Here is a 16,564-nt window from a genome sequence, read left to right as displayed (position 1 = left end):
AATCACTTCAATGCAATGTTTTATCGCTAATGAACTGAAAAAAATCCCGGCGCCCTTCGCCTCGCCCGTTAAGTCTATATCAACATGCCGATCGGTTAACACGCAAGAAAGTTTGCCAGCAGTTGATGGCCCTGTTCGCTGAGCACGCTTTCAGGATGAAACTGTACACCTTCAAGCGGCAGGGTTCGATGACGGATGCCCATGATTTCATCGTGCGCGCCGTCGCGCAGGCTCCAGGCGGTCGCGGCCAGGCAATCGGGCAGGCTGGCGGGTTCAACCACCAAAGAATGATAGCGGGTGACCGTCAGCGGCAGGGCCAGCCCGGCGAATACGCCGCCGCCGTCATGGGTAATGGCGGAGGTTTTGCCGTGCATCACCCGTTGCGCGCGCACGATGCGGGCGCCGAAGGCTTGGGCTATCGCCTGATGACCAAGGCAGACGCCGAGTATGGGTATTTTACCGGCAAAATGACGAATGGCCGCCAGGGAAATGCCCGCCTCATCGGGAGTACCCGGTCCAGGGGAAATCACCAGCCGTCGCGGCGCCATGCGCTCGATATCGGCCAATTGCAACCGGTCGTGGCGCCAGACTTCCACCCGTATGCCCAGTTCGCAGAAATATTGGTACAGGTTGTAGGTAAAGGAGTCATAGTTATCGATAAGCAGCAACATCGCGGGCACATCCTACGGGTAAATGTTGGTTTGTTGAACAGCTACAATACGGCTTTATACAACGATCGGTTACCGGCCAGGAAAACGGCATGGCGCGAGGTTAACTTTCTTTGCCTGGACAGGGCGTTTGGGCCTGTGTGATATTGACCCGCTAAACGCCTTCCGGCTACCGGCCATATTGTCATATCGCCAGGGATAAAAAAACCAACCTATGTACCGTTATAAGCCGCTGAAAATACTGTTACCTTACCTGTGGCCCAAGGATAACCTGAAGCTGCGCTACTATTTGCTGGCGGCGCTGCTGTTTATGATCCTGGCCAAGGTCGGCACATCGCTGGTGCCGCTGGCCTACAAAGCCATCGTCGACCGGCTGAGCGGGGAACAGGCGCGGCTGCTGGCGGTGCCCGTCGGCCTTATCCTCGCCTACGGGCTGGCGCGGGTTTGCGCGTCGTTATTTGACGAACTGCGCAACCTGATGTTTATCTCCGTCAGTCAGAACGCCACCCGGCTGCTGGGCCTGCGCGTTTTCCGCCAGCTGCATGCCCTGAGCCTGCGTTTTCACCTGGAGCGCCGCACCGGAGGGCTGTCGCTGTCCATTGAACGGGGCACCCAGGCGGTGTCGACGGTGCTGTCGCGGGTGCTGTTCTCCATCGTGCCGATTCTGTTTGAAATCAGCCTGGTGGCGGTCATCATGTGGCGGTTGCTGAATATCTGGTTTGCGGTGGCGATTATGGCCACCGTCGGCGCCTATATCCTGTTTACCATTGCGGCGGTGGGATGGCGCACCCGTTTCCGGCGCGAATTAAACCAGGCCAATGCCGACGCCAGCAATAAATCCCTCGATAGCCTGCTCAATTATGAAACCGTAAAATATTTCGGCAACGAGGAGTTCGAGGCCCGGCGTTTTGACAGCTCGCGCCGGCAGTATGAGCGGGCGGCGATAAAAAACCAGGCCAGTTTTACCGTGCTGAGCCTTGGCCAGACGGCGGTGATTTCCGTCGGCTTGGTCACCATGATGACCATGGCGGCGCGCGGTATTAGCCTGGGCACCATGACCCTCGGCGACTTTGTACTGGTCAATGCCTACCTGCTGCAGCTCTATCAACCGCTGAATTTTTTTGGTTTTATTTACGCGGAAATACGCCAGGCGCTAATCGATATGGATAACATGTTCGACCTGTTGTCGCTGCCAAGGGAAGTCGAAGATAGCCCCGATGCCAGGGCGCTGCGCGTAACCCGTGGGGAAGTGGCGTTCAGCGCCGTCGGTTTCGGCTATGATGCGCGCCGCCCGATCCTCAACAACATCAGCTTCATCATTCCGGCGGGAAAAACCGTGGCGGTGGTCGGCGCGTCGGGCGCCGGCAAATCCACACTGTCGCGTCTGCTGTTTCGTTTTTATGATGTCGGCGCCGGCGCCATCACCGTGGACGGGCAGGATATCCGCGACGTTACCCAGGCGAGTCTGCACCGGGCCATCGGTATCGTGCCGCAGGATACCGTGCTGTTTAACGATACGCTGCGTTATAACATCGGCTACGGCAATACCGGCGCCACCTTTGCCGAGATCGAGCGCGCCGCCAGACTGGCGCATATTCATGATTTTATCGAGAGCCTGCCCGACGGCTACGAGACTCGCGTCGGCGAACGGGGGCTGAAACTCTCCGGCGGCGAAAAACAGCGGGTGGCCATTGCCCGCACGGTGCTGAAAAACCCCGCCATCCTGGTATACGACGAAGCCACCAGCGCCCTCGACACCCAGACCGAACGCGAGATCCAGGCGCATCTGCGCGAGGTCAGCCGCGATCATACCACCCTTATCATCGCCCATCGGCTGTCCACCATCGTTGATGCCGACGAGATTATCGTGCTGGAGAACGGCGCCATGGCCGAGCGCGGGCGTCATGGCGAATTGCTGGCGCAAAACGGCCGCTACGCGGCGATGTGGCGGCATCAGCGCCGGGAGGAAAACGATGGGCGCCAGGGGTGATCAGGGCAATTGCGACCCCGGCCCGGCTTGACCAAGGCTTATGGCCCCGATCTTAGCCGGCCGTCGCCCGGCAGGTAAAGGCCGCAGAGCACTGCCGGTAACACGCCGCGCGCGCAAAGGCGTAGGCTGCGAGATTACGTCATGGCCGAACACAGGCCGCAATGGATCCGGACACCCCTGCCGTGTTTTATTGAGGCGGGTTCCCCGGACGTCAAGATATCGCACCGAGGTCACACCGTCATGAATAGCAAACCCGTCAAAATCCCAGGCCCCGACCACCCGATTACCATTGAACCCAACCCGCAGCGCATCGTGGTATCCGTCGCCGGCCATACCGTTGCCGATACCCGCAGGTCCCTGACCCTGCGCGAGGCGGATTATCCACCGGTGCATTATATCCCGCGCGCCGATGTGGATATGCCGTTGCTGGAAAAGACCGACCACGCCACTTATTGCCCGTATAAAGGCGATTGCACGTACTACAATATATCATCCGGCGGGCTGCGCGCGCGCAATGCCGTATGGAGCTATGAGTCCCCTTATGACGCCGTCGCCGCCATCAAGGATTACGTGGCGTTTTATCCCGATCGCGTTGACCGCATCGATATAGGTTAAGCCGGGGTCACCCGCGCCGCGCCGGCAGGCTTATTCAGCCTCGCCCGGTTCGCTGACCACGCGGGAAAACAGGACGGCCAGGGGCTCGGCGTCGCCAAACGCGCCGGCTTCATTGGCCGCCAGCCACTCATCGCGGCCGATGGCTCGCCAGCGCGCGTCGTAACCCGCATGGATAATCAACTGCTCGAAAAAGATGCGCTGCGCCCGCCCGTTGCCTTCCCGAAACGGGTGCAGCATATTGATATCGGCGTAATAGTGCGCCAGGCGCGGCACGATGTCGTCCAGTGACAGTCCGCGCAGATAGTCTTCATCCTCTAACCGCTGCATCACCGCGTTGCCCTCCTTTTCCAGGTAGTCGAAATGGCAATAGCGGGTTTCGTTTTGATAGATGTCCACCGTTCGCAACTGCCCGGCCCAGGGGTAAATATCCTGAAACAGCTGGCGATGGATAGCACATAGCCAGGGCAACCCCATATTGGGCGTACCCAGCTCGATGGTCGCAGCCCGCAGCCCGGTCAGCGCCAGTTCGGCCTCGAGCAGCCCGCTGGCCTCATGGATGTTAAGCCTGTTGGCCAACACCTGGAGGCCCGGGTAGAAATAGAGATCGCGTCCGTCGCCGAATTTATCGTTCATAGTGCCTCCTGAGCTCGTTTATGCGCAGCAAGGCCTCTTGCGCCGTCAGGGTAACCGGTTCGGTGATAAAACCTTCCAGGCGGTTGCTGGCCTGGAAATTCTCATTGCGGCGTTGCTGGAACAACCTGGCTTTTTGTTTTTCAGTCAGTTTTTTCATGTCATGCCTCCTGGCTGCGACCTTGAGGTAATAACATGAAGTATAACCGGCATTGGCGCGTTCGCCGGGGAAGCGACGCGCGGATGGCGCCACGGGGAAAGGCCGGGGCGGCCTTTCCCGCTAAACCGCCGGCGGCGGGGATTATTGCATTATTTTAGCGGACAGGATCGTCACCGGTTTTACCGGCACATTCTGGTAGGGGCCGACGTTTTTGGTCGGCACCTGGGCAATCTTATCGGCCACGTCCATGCCCTTGATCACTTTGCCGAACACGGCATAACCGAAATCACTCTGGCCGTGATCGAGAAACGCATTATCGGCGACATTGATAAAGAACTGGCTGGTGGCGCTGTCCTTATCGTTGGTACGGGCCATGGCCACGGTGCCGCGCAGGTTGCGCAGGCCGTTATCCGCTTCGTTTTTAATCGGCGCCTGGGTGGCTTTTTGCGAAAGATCCTGGTTAAAACCGCCGCCCTGCACCATAAAACCGGGAATAACGCGATGGAAGATGGTGTTATTGTAAAAACCGCTGTTTACGTAGTCGACAAAGTTTTTCACCGCGACCGGCGCTTTTTCAGGGTCCAGCGCCAGCTCAATATTGCCCGCCGAGGTGGTCAGCAATACGTGAGTGTCCTGACCGGCGGCAAACACCGGGCAGGAAGCCGCCGCCAGTGAGAAAACCAGAGCGGCGGTGGCCAGGTTTCGTTTTAGCATGAAGGGTTCCTTTTTAATACATGGGCAACAGGAAGGGCTTTGATTCTAAAGAGCGGACCGCGCTTACGCTACCCATTTACCTTTTTTTACGTAACAGGTTTTATATCGGCCCCATGCAGGCCCCCCTCCCGCGGGCAAACCGGGTCCTTTTTCGTTAAACGGATGTTGCAAATATCGCTGATAATGTCCGGCGCGGCGACTTTTATGTCCACGGCATAAATCGTCATGATAGTATTTGCCCCCTATCGGTAACAGTACGGCAACAACGATGCTGGCGGGCGGCAAGCCGGTTAGGCGTCGACATTTGAACAGGCCAATTATGAATCACAAAAATCGACTGCGGCTAACGTGGATTAGTTTCTTTTCGTATGGATTGACCGGTGCGTTAGTGATTGTCACCGGCGTGGTGTTAAGCAATATCGCCGAGTATTTCCAGGTTCCCGTTTCGGCCATGAGCGCCACCTTCACTTTCCTGAATTCCGGCATTTTGCTGGCGATCTTCCTTAATGCCTGGCTGATGGAAATCATACCGCTCAAACGCCAGCTGATCTTCGGCTTCGTACTGATGGTGCTGGCAATCGCCGGCCTGATGAGCGGGCATACGCTGGCGCTGTTTTCGCTGTCGATGTTTGTCCTGGGCGTGGTGAGCGGCATTACCATGTCCATCGGCACCTATCTCATCGCCTACCTTTACCAGGGGCGCCAACGGGGTTCGCGCCTGCTGTTTACCGACTCGTTTTTCAGTATGGCCGGGGCGGTGTTTCCCATCCTGGCCGGCGTGCTGCTGGCGCGCCATATTGCCTGGTATTGGGTATACGCCTGCATCGGCCTGATGTACGTGGCCATTTTTATCCTGACGCTGCTGTGCGAGTTTCCGGTATTAGGCAAGAAAGGCGACGCGGGGGATCCGCGGGCGGTGCCGGCGGCGCGGGAAAAATGGGGGAGCGGGGTGCTGCTGCTTTCCGCCGCCGCGCTGTGCTATATCCTCGGGCAATTGGGATTTATCGCCTGGGTGCCTGAATACGCCACCCATGGTTTTGGCATGGATATCGCACAGGCCGGCGGGCTGGTGGGTAACTTCTGGACGGCGTATATGGTCGGCATGTGGTTTTTCAGCGCCGTGCTGCGCCATGTGGATTTACAGCGTATCGTTACGCTGCTGGCCGCGTTGTCGGCCCTCCTGATGTATCTGTTTATCGCCTCGGATCATGTGGAGCATCTGCATTATTACCTGTTGGCCCTGGGATTTGTATCCAGCGCAATTTATACCACCATTATCACCCTTGGCTCGCAGCAGACCCGGGTAACCTCGCCCAGGCTGGTGAACACCATTCTTACCTGCGGCACCGTCGGCACCATGCTGACGTTTGTGGTTACCGGCCCGATCGTAGAGCATCTGGGGGTAAAAGCCGCGCTCGCCACGTCCAATGCGCTTTACCTGGCGGTATTTGTCCTATGTCTGTCGCTGGGTTTTGTCACCCGCCATCGGCGGCACGGCCATGGGGACGAATAGCCCGGCCGGTCGCGTTCGCGCGCGGCGGAAATTAGCGCACCAGCAGGGGATATAGCGACAAAACCAGCGTCCCGGCCATCAGTCGATTGAACATTGACAGCCGGTGCGACTGGCCGAGCCTGTTTTTAAGCATGCTGCCGCAGGCCGCCCAGGCGCTGACGCAGGGGGCGTTGATCAGGGTAAAAATCAGGGCGATAAGCGCAATATCGCGAAAATGATATTGTAGCGGGGCATAGGCGGTGACGGCGCCTATGGCCATCAGCCAGGTTTTGGGATTTAGCCATTGAAAAATAACCGCGCCCCAGTAGCCCAACGGTACGGCCTGCCCGCGCAGGTCGCCCGAGGGTGCCACGGCGGTGGCGATACGCCACGCGAGATAGATCAGGTAGCAGGCGCCGCTCACCCTGACCAGCGGAAACAGCATGGGATAGAGCTGGAACAGCCGTTCCAGTCCCAGGCCGATGGCCAATACCATCAGGCAAAGCCCGCAGCTAACGCCGAGAATATGGGGCAAGGTACGGTAAAAACCGAAATTCACCCCGGAGCTGGCCAACATGGCATTATTGGGGCCGGGGGTAATAGACGTTACAAACGCGTACAGGCAAAAGGCGCTTAGCTCGGCAATGGTTATGGTCATGGCGCATCGGTCCTTGTGAGATATATTCCTGAAGAAGTGTTTTAGTTTTTATCGCCAAATTGTCCCGCTTCACTGCGTGACAGCCCGATATCCTTTAGCTGATCGTCGCTGAGCGCGCTTAAGATCAGCCGGTTGCGCCGCCGCTGGCGCCAATTGGCGATCCGGCGATAAAGCGCAATGAGCGGATTTTGACCGGCGCTGTAGCATGGCTCGAGGTTCAGGGGAAGGGTTTGGCCGGTTTTTAACGTGTTTTTCATGATGGTTCCTCCGCGACGGTTGATGGAACTATCATGCAACGGTATGCTAATACCGTACAGATTCAGAAATCCGTTATTTTCTCCATACAAATTCTAATAATCAGCGCTGTAATGCTTAGTATGTATCCAATCTGTATTGTTTTTGTCGCGAAAATATTAACCTGTATGAGGCCGCTATGACACGTTATGACAACCTGGCCGGTATCATCGGCGAACGTATTGAGCAGGGCCTGTATACCTGCGGGCAGCGGTTGCCGTCGGTACGCGCCCTAAGCCTGGAACATGAAGTGAGTATCAGTACCGTCCAGCAGGCGTACCGGGTACTGGAGGAGCGGCGGCTGATCGAGGCGCGGCCGAAATCGGGTTATTTTGTCATTCAGCAGCATGAGCCGGCCGCGCTGCCGGCCATGTGCCGCCCGGCGCAGCGGCCGGTGGAAATTTCCCAGTGGGATCTTGTGCTTAAGCTGCTGCGTTCCGATCCGGTGGACGGCATGGTGCATTTGGGACCCGGCATGCCGGATATCAGTTCGCCCACGCTAAGGCCGCTGACCAAACAGTTAAGCCGCATCGCCCTGCATCCGGACCTGCGCGGCATGACCTATGGCGATATCAGCGGCGCCCCGGGGCTGCGCGAGCAAATCGCCCGGCTGCTGGTGGATAGCGGTTGCCTGGCGTTGCCCGACGATATCATGATCACCACCGGCTGCCATGAAGCGCTGTCGATCGCCATTCACGCGCTGTGCCAGCCCGGGGACATCGTGGCGGTGGATTCGCCCAGCTTCCACGGCGTGACCCAGACACTGAAGGCCTTCGGCATCAAAGCGCTGGAAATCCCCACCGATCCGGTGACCGGCATCAGCCTGGAGGCGCTGGAACTGGCGCTGGAACAGTGGCCGATCAGCGCCATCCAGGTGACGCCCAACTGCAATAACCCGCTGGGCTATATTATGCCGGACGCGCACAAGCAGGCGCTGCTCAACCTGGCCGCGCGCTACGACACACCGATCATCGAGGATGACGTCTACGGCGATCTGGCCTATCGCTATCCGCGCCCGCACACCATTAAATCCTTTGATGACGACGGCCGCGTGCTGCTGTGCAGTTCCTTCTCCAAAACCCTGGCGCCGGGGCTGCGGGTCGGCTGGATCGTACCCGGCCGCTATATGGAAAAAGTGATTCATATGAAGTATATCGGCACCGGCGCCACCGCGTTGCAACCGCAGCTGGCGGTGGCCGAGTTTGTGCGCCTGGGACATTACCAGACGCATTTGCGCCGCATGCGCGCCCGCTACCAGCTTAACTGCGATATCATGACCGACTGGGTCAAGGCCTATTTTCCGCCGGAAACCCGCGTCAGCCGTCCCCAGGGAGGATTTTTGATGTGGATTGAACTGCCGGAACGCTTTGACTCCCTCAGGCTTAACCGGCAGTTGGAAAAAATGGGCATACGCATCGCCGTCGGACCGATTTTTTCCGCCTCCGGCAAATACCGTCATTGTTTTCGTCTCACCTACGCCACCCAGCTCACCGCGGAGATTGAAGCGGCGATAAAAAAAATCGGCGAAACGATCAAAAAGCAGCTGGCCGAAGTCACGGCTTGAACCACCGGCAAAGCCGCGGGCGGAACCTCCGCCGGCGTCAGCGCGTGAAATCAACCTTTTCTTCCGCCCCGTCAAGGAACAGCGTCGACCGTGACGGCAGCGTCTGCGCGATCACCCTGCCCCGGCGAATCACGTAACGCGGGGCGGTTTGCCGGCGCACCGCGTCAAAACCGTTTTCCGCCGGCAGGATCAGCAGATTGGCGCTATTGCCCTCCTCAATGCCGTAATCATCAAGCTGCAGGGTCCTGGCGCTGTTAATGGTAATCAGCTCCAGGCTGCGGTTGATTTGCTCATAGCCCATCAGTTGGCAGATATGCAGGCCCATATGCAGTACCTGCAGCATATTGCCGGTGCCGAGCGGATACCAGGGATCAAACACATCGTCATGGCCGAAGCAGACGTTGATGCCCGCCGCCATCAATTCCTTGACCCGCGTCACCCCGCGCCGCTTGGGATAATCGTCAAACCGGCCCTGCAAATGGATGTTGACCAGCGGATTGGCGACGAAGTTGATGCCTGATAGCTTCAGCAGCCGGAACAGGCGCGCGGTATAGGCGCCGTTATAGGAATGCATCGCCGTGGTATGACTGGCGGTTACCCGCGCGCCCATGCCGTCGCGGTGCGCCAGCGCGGCGACGGTTTCCACGAAGCGCGACTGTTCATCGTCGATTTCATCGCAGTGCACATCCACCAGCCGGTCGTATTTCAGCGCCAGGGCGAACGCTTTATGCAGCGATTCCACGCCATACTCGCGGGTAAACTCGAAATGCGGTATCGCCCCAACCACATCGGCGCCCAAACGCAGCGCTTCCTCCAGCAGTTCCTCGCCGCGCGGATAGGACAGAATGCCCTCCTGTGGAAACGCCACCAGTTGCAAATCCACCCAGGGCGCCACTTCGCGTTTGACTTCCAGCATGGCCCTGAGCGCCGTAAGGGTGGGATCGGAAACATCGATATGGGTGCGCACGTGCTGGATGCCGTTGGCGATTTGCCACTTGAGGGTTTGCCAAGCGCGCCGCTTAACGTCCTCATGGGTCAGCTGCGCCTTACGCTCGGCCCAGCGTTCAATCCCCTCGAACAGCGTGCCGGACTGGTTCCAGTTGGGGTCGCCGGCGGTCTGGGTGGTATCGAGATGAATATGCGGCTCGACAAACGGCGCAATAACCAGACCGCCCCCGGCGTCAAGCGTTCCCCGCGCATCGCCCGCGACGGCGGCCGGCGTTTGCGGCGCGTCGGGGCTGATACGCGCGAAACGCCCCTGTTCGACGCTGATGCGCCACAGGCCTTCCCGCTGCGGCAGACGGGCATTGATGATGAGTTGCAACTGGGGTTCCGGCACGGTTCACCTCGATGTTGGGGGCGTAAAGGTTTATCAGGCAAGCTTAGCGCACCCGGCGGGCAAATGTCCCGTGGCCGGTTTAACCGGCCCGGGGGGCGCGCGGTCAAGGACGGGGGACAAACCCCACGGCCTGGTAAACCTGTTGCAGGGTTTTTTGCGCGCGCGCGCTGGCCTTGGCCGCGCCGTCGCGCATGATCCGGTTAAGCAGCGCATCGTCGGCGCGAAAATGGCGATAGCGTTCCTGCAGATCGGTGAGCATGCCGGACACCGCATCCGCCACCGCGCCTTTAAGATGGCCGTACATCTGGCCCTCGAATTCGCGCTCCAGCGCACTGATGGGCTTGCCGGTAACCCCTGAGAGGATATCAAGCAGGTTTGACACCCCAGGTTTGGCAGCCTGATCGTAGCGCACCACCGGCGGTTCTTCCGAGTCGGTGAGGGCGCGTTTAAGTTTTTTCGCCGCCGATTTCGGATCTTCAAGCAGCGTAATCACATTGTTGCGATTTTCATCCGACTTGGACATTTTTTTACTCGGATCGAGCAGCGACATCACCCTGGCGCCGGATTTGGGGATAAAGGGGTCGGGCAGGGTAAAAATCGGCCCATAAAGCGCATTGAAGCGTTGGACGATATCGCGGGTCAGTTCCAGATGCTGCTTCTGATCGTCGCCCACCGGCACCTGGTTGGACTGGTAGAGCAGTATATCAGCCGCCATCAGCACCGGATAATCGAACAGGCCGGCATTGATGTTATCGGCGTAACGGGCCGACTTATCCTTGAACTGCGTCATGCGGCTCAGCTCGCCGAAATAGGTGTAGCAATTGAGCAGCCAGCCCAGCTGCGTGTGTTCCGGCACATGGGACTGGACAAAAATGGTGCTTTTTTCGGGGTCGATGCCGCAGGCCAGATACATCGCCAGCAGGTCCAGGGTAGCGTTGCGCAGTTTCTGCGCATCCTGGCGCGCGGTGATGGCGTGCAGATCGACGATGCAATAGATACAGTCGTAATCATCTTGCATGGTAACCCATTGACGCAGCGCACCCATATAATTGCCGATGGTCAATTCGCCTGAGGGCTGCGCGCCGCTGAATACGATGGGTTTACTCATTTTACGCTTCCTGATTATCTGAAGATGACCACCCAAGAATGGGCAGCAGATCGGCAAAACGGTCCAGGACATAATCCGGATGGCTCGTTTCGATCGCTTCGCCGTAGTTATAACCATATGTCATGCCGACGCATGGGCAGCCGGCGGCTTTGGCCGCCATAATATCATTGCGCGAATCGCCTACAAACAGCAGTTCTTCAACATAGAGTCCCAGTTTGCCCAATACCAGGTAGATGGGCGCGGGGTGCGGTTTTTTCGCCGCCACGTCGTCACCGCCGATAATCAGCGAAAAATAGCTGTCGATACCCAGCGACGCCAGCAGCGGCGCGACAAACGGCGTGGGCTTGTTGGTCACCACCGCCATGGGCAGGCCGCGGGCGGCCAGGCGGGACAGCGTGTCTTTTACCTGCGGGAACAGCCGGCTGCCCTGCTCGACGGTCTGGGCGTAAAACTGGTCGAACAGCACGCGGGTCTCGCGGCACAGGACGGGCTCGGGGGCGGCGCCGGCCCAGGTCAGGGCGCGTTCCACCAGGATGTCGGCGCCGTTGCCGATCCAGGTGGATATCAGGGTCTGTCCCGCGGGCGGCAGTCCCTGCGCCTGGAGGGCCAGATCGAGCGCGCTGCTGAGCCCGGGAGCGGTGTCGGTTAAGGTACCGTCGAGGTCGAAGGCCAGTCCGCGAATTTTGCTCAGATCACTCATGGCTATCCCCGCGCTTGGGGCCATTGTGCTGGCCAGGGTTGTTATGCTGCCCGGGACCGGTATTACGCTCGGGAGCGTTGGCGACAATTTCGCGGCGCATGGCCTCGATAATGGACCGATAGTCGGGGTGGCCGAAAATCGCCGAGCCGGCAACAAACATATCGGCGCCGGCGGCGGCAATGGCGCCGATATTGTCGACCTTGACGCCGCCATCCACTTCCAGGCGGATATCACGGCCGCTGTCGTCAATCAGCCGGCGTACCTGGCGCAGCTTGTCGAGCGTGCCGGGAATAAACGACTGGCCGCCAAAGCCGGGATTGACCGACATCAGCAGGATGACGTCGAGCTGATCCATAACATAATCCAGGCAACTGAGCGGCGTGGCCGGGTTAAGCACCAGGCCGGCCTTGCAGCCGTGGGATTTGATCAGCTGCAGCGAGCGGTGGACATGTTCCGAGGCCTCGGGATGAAAGGTAATGTAGCTGGCGCCGGCGGCGGCAAAATCGGGTATCAGGCGATCGACCGGCTTCACCATCAAATGGACGTCGATGGGCGCGGTGATGCCGAAGTCGCGCAAGGCCTTGAGGACCATGGGTCCCATGGTGAGGTTGGGAACGTAGTGGTTATCCATGACATCGAAGTGAACCACATCACCTCCGGCGGCCAATACCCGGGCGGTATCCTCGCCCAGACGGGCAAAATCCGCCGAGAGGATGGATGGGGCGATTAAAAAATTTTTCATCCGCGTCTCCAATCATTAATGGTCAGTCATTGGCGCCGGGGCGATCGGCATAATCATACAGCGCCAGCAGTTCGTTCACCTTGGTGCGGCCCAAAATATTGCGGCTGATGGTGCGCCGGCCTTTCACCACGTGCAGCACCGCGTCGCAATACCACTCCCGGGTCAGCAGGGTATCATGGTTGGAAATCAATACCGGCACCTGCTGTTCGCTGGCCAGCCGGTAGGCTATCCGCGCCAGGTTCTGCTGCTCCAGATTGTTGAAACTATTCGTATGGTAAGCGGTAAAGTTGGCGGTGGTCGATAACGGCACATACGGCGGATCGCAGTACACCACTGAACCCTGCATCGCTTTATTCAAGGTCTGCTGGTAATGCTCACAGACAAAAACAGCCTGCTGGGATTTTTCCGCAAACCAGTGGAGTTCATTTTCCGGGAAATAGGGTTTTTTGTAGCGACCGAAGGGAACGTTGAACTCGCCGCTCAGGTTATAACGGCACAGGCCGTTATAACAATGGCGATTGAGATAAAGAAACAGCACCGCGCGCCGATAAGCATCTGTAGTACAGAGATTGAATTCGCTGCGCAACAGATAATAAACCTGCGAGGTATTGGACTCGGCGTCGAACAGCCGGCGGGCGTCGCCGATGAATTCACTGGTGCGCTCTTTGACGATATTGTACAAATTGATGAGATCGCTGTTGATATCAGCAAGTATGTACTTCTTGTAGTCGGTGTTTAAAAATACCGACCCCGCGCCGACAAAGGGTTCGATCAGGCAATCCCCCGCCGGTAAATGGCGGCGGATGTCTTCTATTAGCGGATACTTGCCGCCAGCCCATTTCAAAAACGCGCGGTTCTTCTTCATGCCGTCGATTGTTACTCACACACTCTCAAGAGCCGCGGATTGTACTCTGTTTAAGACCCATACATCAGGCTAAATTCAGGAACTTATTTATTCTGATCCTGCTTGACCTGGCCAATTTCCCTGGCCCAGGGTTTTTTAGCCTGAATATCGGCCGGTAATTGGGCCACCGCTCTTTTGGCTTGCGCTGAGGTCGGGTACACCCCGCTTACCAGCACATACCATGGTTTACCGTCACGGCGGGTCTCGTACACCCAATACTGGCCCAACTGCTGCTTCTTGGCATAGGCGTTAAGCGTCGTGGCCTGGGAAGCGCTGCTGATTTGCACGGTGTAATATCCCGACGGGGCGGTTTGGATTGAGCCGCCGGCGGCCGCAGGCGCCACCGTGGCCGCCGGTGCGGCCGGAGCGCGCTGGACGGCGGCCGGGGCGCGGGCGGCGGGTTCAATCACCATGGTATGGCGAGCCGGAGCCGTGGGCTGCGCCGGCGCACGCTGAACGGCGGCGGGCGCCTTGGCGTTATGCTCGGGCGCCGTATTCCTGGCGCTGGGGACCATGGCGGTCGGCTTCGGTGCTTTATGCGCGCCGGCCGCGGGTTTGGTCGTTTTGGCGGCAGGCTCCCTGCCGGCCGGCGCTACCGTCGCCGGCGCGGTCGGCAGCGTCGAGGCCTGCTGGTCGCCGTTGATTTGCTGGGTCGCGCCGTTAACCCGATCGCCTTGCTGCGACAGCGCGTCGGCCATGTTGCCCGGCAGATCGATGCGGTGCTGCGGGGCGCCGTCGGCTATCGGCGGAGCCTGGGTGGGCGCTGCGGCTACCGGCGGCGCGTTCAGGGTTTGCGGCTGCTGATTAACGCCGTTGCCGCCGTTGACGGTGCCGGGGGTAAGGGTATTGCCATTGCCGCCGTTGGCCGCAGGCGTGCTGCCGGGGCTGCCGGCGTCCGGATTGGCGCTGTCGGGCACCGGTTTAAGATCGCCGGCAGGGGTATTTGCCGTACCGGGCAATTCGATATTCTTTTGCGCCACGTTCGGATTTTGCTGGTTAGCGTCCATTTGGGTGGGCGCCTTTAACGCCGAACCGATGGCGATAACCAATAGCAGCAGCACCAGTATGCCGATGCCGATCATCAGATGCTGTTTGGACATGGCCACTTTGGGAACTGAAGGACCTTTCCGTTGACGGGGTGGGCGGCGATCGCTGCTATCGGGTCTCAGTTCGTCTTCCGACTTGAACTCATCCATCTAAAACTCTCCAACTGAGAGATAATTCCCACACGGCCCGGGGGGCGCGGGGAGGGTTAATGCGATTAAATCAAACTCATCCTCCTTGTCCCGCGCGCGGGACAAGGAGAACGGCCCTGACTCAAGCCTGGCAATCGGCGATTGATGCCAATACGATATCATTTGCTACGCCGGTACGCACTTCCGCCTGACCTAACGAGCGCGGCAGCACTAACCGAAGTTGACCGGAAACCACTTTCTTATCCCGCATCATATGGGGCAGGTAATCCGCCGGGGCCATTTCTTTCGGCCCGGACACCGGCAGGCCCGCGCGGGTCAGCAGCGCCCGCACGCGGCGGATGTCGTCCATGCCGAACTGCCCTAAACGGCGGGCCGCATGCGCGGCCATCATGATGCCGGCCGATACGGCTTCACCGTGCAGCCAATTACCGTAGCCCATGTGGGTTTCGATGGCATGCCCATAAGTATGGCCTAAATTCAGCAAAGCCCGCTGACCGTTTTCACGTTCATCGGCGGCGACCACCGCCGCTTTCAATTCACAGCAGCGCCGCAGGCAGTAGGACAGCGCCTCGGGGTCCAGCGCCAGGAGTTCGTCCAGGTGTTTTTCCAGCCAGACAAAAAAAGCGTAATCCAGGATAATGCCGTTTTTGATGACTTCGGCCAGGCCGGATGACAGCTCGCGCGGCGGCAGGGTGTTGAGGCAGTCGAGATCGATAACCACTGACGCCGGCTGATAAAACGCGCCGATCATGTTTTTACCGAGAGGGTGGTTAACCGCCGTTTTGCCGCCCACCGACGAGTCGACCTGGGACAGCAGCGTGGTGGGAACCTGGATAAAACGCACGCCGCGCTGATAGCTGGCGGCGGCAAAGCCGGTCAGATCACCGATGACGCCACCGCCGAGGGCAATAAGCGTGGTATCCCGGCCATGAGGTTTTTTCAGCAGCGCGGTAAAAACCTGATCCAGTACGGTCAGGGATTTATACTGCTCGCCGTCGGGCAGGATGACCTGATCGACGATGACCCCGGCGCTTTCCAAAACCGTGCGGATGGATTGCAGATAGAGCGGCGCCAGCGTTTCGTTGGTCACCACCATCACGTGATCGCCGCCTTTAAGCGGCATGAAAGAAGCCGGGTCGTTGAATAACCCGGCTGCTATCGTAATCGGGTAGCTGCGCTCCCCTAATGTTACCGTAATCCTCTCCATTGGGTGCTTAAGACCTTTTCGGCATCTCGTTACACGCTAAAATCAGTTGCTTTCCAGCATATTGATAATCTGGTTGGCAACAACTTTAGCACTTTGTTCGTCGGTACGAATGGTGACATCCGCAATTTCTTCATACAAAGGATTGCGTTCCCTGGCCAGCGCTTCCAATACCTCGCGCGGCGGGGCTTCAACCTGTAGCAAAGGTCGTTTTTTATCACGCTGGGTTCTCGCCAGCTGTTTTTCAATGGTGGTTTCAAGATAAACGACCACACCACGGGCAGAAAGGCGGTTACGTGTTTCACGTGATTTCACTGAACCACCACCTGTAGCCAATACGATCCCTTGTTTCTCGGTAAGTTCGTTAATGACTTTTTCTTCTCGATCGCGAAAGCCGTCTTCGCCTTCCACGTCGAAAACCCAGCCTACATCAGCTCCGGTGCGCCGCTCAATCTCTTGATCAGAATCGAAAAACTCCATATTAAGTTGTTGAGCCAACTGACGCCCAATAGTGCTTTTGCCGGCACCCATAGGCCCAACCAGAAAGATATTGCGTTTCTCTGCCATGTTTTTCGGTATTACTAAG

17 protein-coding genes and 1 pseudogene are annotated in these 16,564 nt (G+C 58.5%); 4 read left to right on the top strand and 14 right to left on the bottom strand.

The genetic code is table 11. From position 1 onward, the window contains the following. Window positions 1–95 precede the first annotated feature (95 nt). Window positions 96–671, bottom strand: coding sequence for an aminodeoxychorismate synthase component II (locus tag VGC33_RS02295; RefSeq protein ID WP_331118610.1), 576 nt, complete (start codon window positions 669–671; stop codon window positions 96–98). Between the two features lie 211 nt (window positions 672–882). Here VGC33_RS02295 and VGC33_RS02290 point away from each other — a divergent pair, with 211 nt between their 5' ends. Both VGC33_RS02290 and VGC33_RS02285 read left to right on the top strand, forming a co-directional pair. Then, the gene (locus VGC33_RS02290) at window positions 883–2,658 is read left to right on the top strand and encodes an ABCB family ABC transporter ATP-binding protein/permease (protein ID WP_331118608.1); all 1,776 of its coding nucleotides are present in this window, start codon (window positions 883–885) and stop codon (window positions 2,656–2,658) included. Between the two features lie 240 nt (window positions 2,659–2,898). Continuing rightward, window positions 2,899–3,273, top strand: coding sequence for a DUF427 domain-containing protein (locus tag VGC33_RS02285; protein WP_331118607.1), 375 nt, complete (start codon window positions 2,899–2,901; stop codon window positions 3,271–3,273). 30 nt (window positions 3,274–3,303) lie between these two features. Here VGC33_RS02285 and VGC33_RS02280 read toward each other — a convergent pair whose 3' ends face one another. The 3 genes from VGC33_RS02280 to ppiA form a co-directional block, all read right to left on the bottom strand. After that, window positions 3,304–3,906, bottom strand: a complete 603-nt coding sequence (locus tag VGC33_RS02280; protein ID WP_331118606.1) for a putative adenosine monophosphate-protein transferase Fic — start codon at window positions 3,904–3,906, stop codon at window positions 3,304–3,306. Then, on the bottom strand, window positions 3,896–4,063 hold the full coding sequence (ficA, locus tag VGC33_RS02275; RefSeq protein WP_331118604.1) for a FicA/YhfG family antitoxin: 168 nt from the start codon (window positions 4,061–4,063) through the stop codon (window positions 3,896–3,898). Before ficA ends, VGC33_RS02280 begins: the two co-directional genes overlap by 11 nt. 141 nt (window positions 4,064–4,204) lie before the next feature. Then, window positions 4,205–4,777, bottom strand: coding sequence for a peptidylprolyl isomerase A (gene ppiA, locus VGC33_RS02270; RefSeq protein WP_331118602.1), 573 nt, complete (start codon window positions 4,775–4,777; stop codon window positions 4,205–4,207). Window positions 4,778–5,096: 319 nt separating this feature from the next. Between ppiA and tsgA the strand changes: the two genes are divergently transcribed. Beyond that, window positions 5,097–6,290, top strand: a complete 1,194-nt coding sequence (gene tsgA / locus VGC33_RS02265; protein WP_331118600.1) for an MFS transporter TsgA — start codon at window positions 5,097–5,099, stop codon at window positions 6,288–6,290. A gap of 31 nt (window positions 6,291–6,321) precedes the next feature. Here the strand turns inward: tsgA and VGC33_RS02260 are convergent, their stop codons facing one another. Further along, window positions 6,322–6,927: a LysE family translocator gene (locus VGC33_RS02260; protein WP_331118598.1), complete on the bottom strand. Its 606-nt coding sequence runs from the start codon at window positions 6,925–6,927 to the stop codon at window positions 6,322–6,324. 41 nt (window positions 6,928–6,968) lie between these two features. Next, window positions 6,969–7,184: a DUF1127 domain-containing protein gene (locus tag VGC33_RS02255; protein WP_331118596.1), complete on the bottom strand. Its 216-nt coding sequence runs from the start codon at window positions 7,182–7,184 to the stop codon at window positions 6,969–6,971. Window positions 7,185–7,360: 176 nt separating this feature from the next. Here VGC33_RS02255 and VGC33_RS02250 point away from each other — a divergent pair, with 176 nt between their 5' ends. Next, window positions 7,361–8,785: an aminotransferase-like domain-containing protein gene (locus VGC33_RS02250; protein ID WP_331118594.1), complete on the top strand. Its 1,425-nt coding sequence runs from the start codon at window positions 7,361–7,363 to the stop codon at window positions 8,783–8,785. A gap of 37 nt (window positions 8,786–8,822) precedes the next feature. Here VGC33_RS02250 and VGC33_RS02245 read toward each other — a convergent pair whose 3' ends face one another. The 8 genes and pseudogenes from VGC33_RS02245 to aroK all read right to left on the bottom strand — a co-directional run bounded on the left by VGC33_RS02245 (window position 8,823) and on the right by aroK (window position 16,545). Beyond that, a complete protein-coding gene (locus VGC33_RS02245) occupies window positions 8,823–10,109 on the bottom strand; it encodes a cytosine deaminase (RefSeq protein WP_331118647.1) in 1,287 nt (428 codons plus the stop codon). A gap of 118 nt (window positions 10,110–10,227) precedes the next feature. Continuing rightward, on the bottom strand, window positions 10,228–11,232 hold the full coding sequence (gene trpS, locus VGC33_RS02240; RefSeq protein ID WP_331118592.1) for a tryptophan--tRNA ligase: 1,005 nt from the start codon (window positions 11,230–11,232) through the stop codon (window positions 10,228–10,230). 1 nt (window position 11,233) lies between these two features. Beyond that, window positions 11,234–11,932, bottom strand: a complete 699-nt coding sequence (locus VGC33_RS02235; protein ID WP_331118590.1) for a phosphoglycolate phosphatase — start codon at window positions 11,930–11,932, stop codon at window positions 11,234–11,236. 85 nt (window positions 11,933–12,017) lie between these two features. Next, window positions 12,018–12,674, bottom strand: a pseudogene (gene rpe / locus VGC33_RS02230) (ribulose-phosphate 3-epimerase); the annotation flags it as partial. Window positions 12,675–12,696: 22 nt separating this feature from the next. Continuing rightward, the gene (gene dam, locus VGC33_RS02225; protein ID WP_331118588.1) at window positions 12,697–13,539 is read right to left on the bottom strand and encodes an adenine-specific DNA-methyltransferase; all 843 of its coding nucleotides are present in this window, start codon (window positions 13,537–13,539) and stop codon (window positions 12,697–12,699) included. Window positions 13,540–13,622: 83 nt separating this feature from the next. Next, window positions 13,623–14,774 carry an SPOR domain-containing protein gene (locus VGC33_RS02220; RefSeq protein ID WP_331118586.1) on the bottom strand — a complete coding sequence of 384 codons (1,152 nt, stop codon included), beginning with the start codon at window positions 14,772–14,774 and terminating at the stop codon, window positions 13,623–13,625. A gap of 121 nt (window positions 14,775–14,895) precedes the next feature. Further along, entirely contained in the window at window positions 14,896–15,981 is a 1,086-nt protein-coding gene (gene aroB / locus VGC33_RS02215) for a 3-dehydroquinate synthase (RefSeq protein ID WP_331118584.1), read from the bottom strand. A 42-nt stretch (window positions 15,982–16,023) separates the two neighbouring features. After that, window positions 16,024–16,545 (bottom strand): shikimate kinase AroK, encoded by a 522-nt coding sequence (aroK, locus tag VGC33_RS02210; RefSeq protein ID WP_131866394.1) that lies wholly within the window; start codon window positions 16,543–16,545, stop codon window positions 16,024–16,026. Window positions 16,546–16,564 lie beyond the last annotated feature (19 nt).

The organism is Acerihabitans sp., assembly GCF_036398755.1.
Classification (GTDB): Bacteria; Pseudomonadota; Gammaproteobacteria; order Enterobacterales; family Enterobacteriaceae; genus Acerihabitans.
The sequence above is the reverse complement of the archived record's forward strand: the minus strand, read 5'-3'. Positions and strand labels throughout refer to the sequence as shown.

Excerpts from the sequence above, each read along its gene's own strand:
- trpS (WP_331118592.1), bottom strand. The coding sequence starts at position 11,232 with ATGAGTAAACCCATCGTATTCAGCGGCGCGCAGCCCTCAGGCGAATTG.
- aroK (WP_131866394.1), bottom strand. The coding sequence starts at position 16,545 with ATGGCAGAGAAACGCAATATCTTTCTGGTTGGGCCTATGGGTGCCGGC.
- ppiA (WP_331118602.1), bottom strand. The coding sequence starts at position 4,777 with ATGCTAAAACGAAACCTGGCCACCGCCGCTCTGGTTTTCTCACTGGCG.
- VGC33_RS02280 (WP_331118606.1), bottom strand. The coding sequence starts at position 3,906 with ATGAACGATAAATTCGGCGACGGACGCGATCTCTATTTCTACCCGGGC.
- VGC33_RS02250 (WP_331118594.1), top strand. The coding sequence starts at position 7,361 with ATGACACGTTATGACAACCTGGCCGGTATCATCGGCGAACGTATTGAG.
- VGC33_RS02260 (WP_331118598.1), bottom strand. The coding sequence starts at position 6,927 with ATGACCATAACCATTGCCGAGCTAAGCGCCTTTTGCCTGTACGCGTTT.
- ficA (WP_331118604.1), bottom strand. The coding sequence starts at position 4,063 with ATGAAAAAACTGACTGAAAAACAAAAAGCCAGGTTGTTCCAGCAACGC.
- aroB (WP_331118584.1), bottom strand. The coding sequence starts at position 15,981 with ATGGAGAGGATTACGGTAACATTAGGGGAGCGCAGCTACCCGATTACG.
- VGC33_RS02235 (WP_331118590.1), bottom strand. The coding sequence starts at position 11,932 with ATGAGTGATCTGAGCAAAATTCGCGGACTGGCCTTCGACCTCGACGGT.
- tsgA (WP_331118600.1), top strand. The coding sequence starts at position 5,097 with ATGAATCACAAAAATCGACTGCGGCTAACGTGGATTAGTTTCTTTTCG.
- VGC33_RS02255 (WP_331118596.1), bottom strand. The coding sequence starts at position 7,184 with ATGAAAAACACGTTAAAAACCGGCCAAACCCTTCCCCTGAACCTCGAG.
- VGC33_RS02220 (WP_331118586.1), bottom strand. The coding sequence starts at position 14,774 with ATGGATGAGTTCAAGTCGGAAGACGAACTGAGACCCGATAGCAGCGAT.
- dam (WP_331118588.1), bottom strand. The coding sequence starts at position 13,539 with ATGAAGAAGAACCGCGCGTTTTTGAAATGGGCTGGCGGCAAGTATCCG.
- VGC33_RS02285 (WP_331118607.1), top strand. The coding sequence starts at position 2,899 with ATGAATAGCAAACCCGTCAAAATCCCAGGCCCCGACCACCCGATTACC.
- VGC33_RS02295 (WP_331118610.1), bottom strand. The coding sequence starts at position 671 with ATGTTGCTGCTTATCGATAACTATGACTCCTTTACCTACAACCTGTAC.
- VGC33_RS02290 (WP_331118608.1), top strand. The coding sequence starts at position 883 with ATGTACCGTTATAAGCCGCTGAAAATACTGTTACCTTACCTGTGGCCC.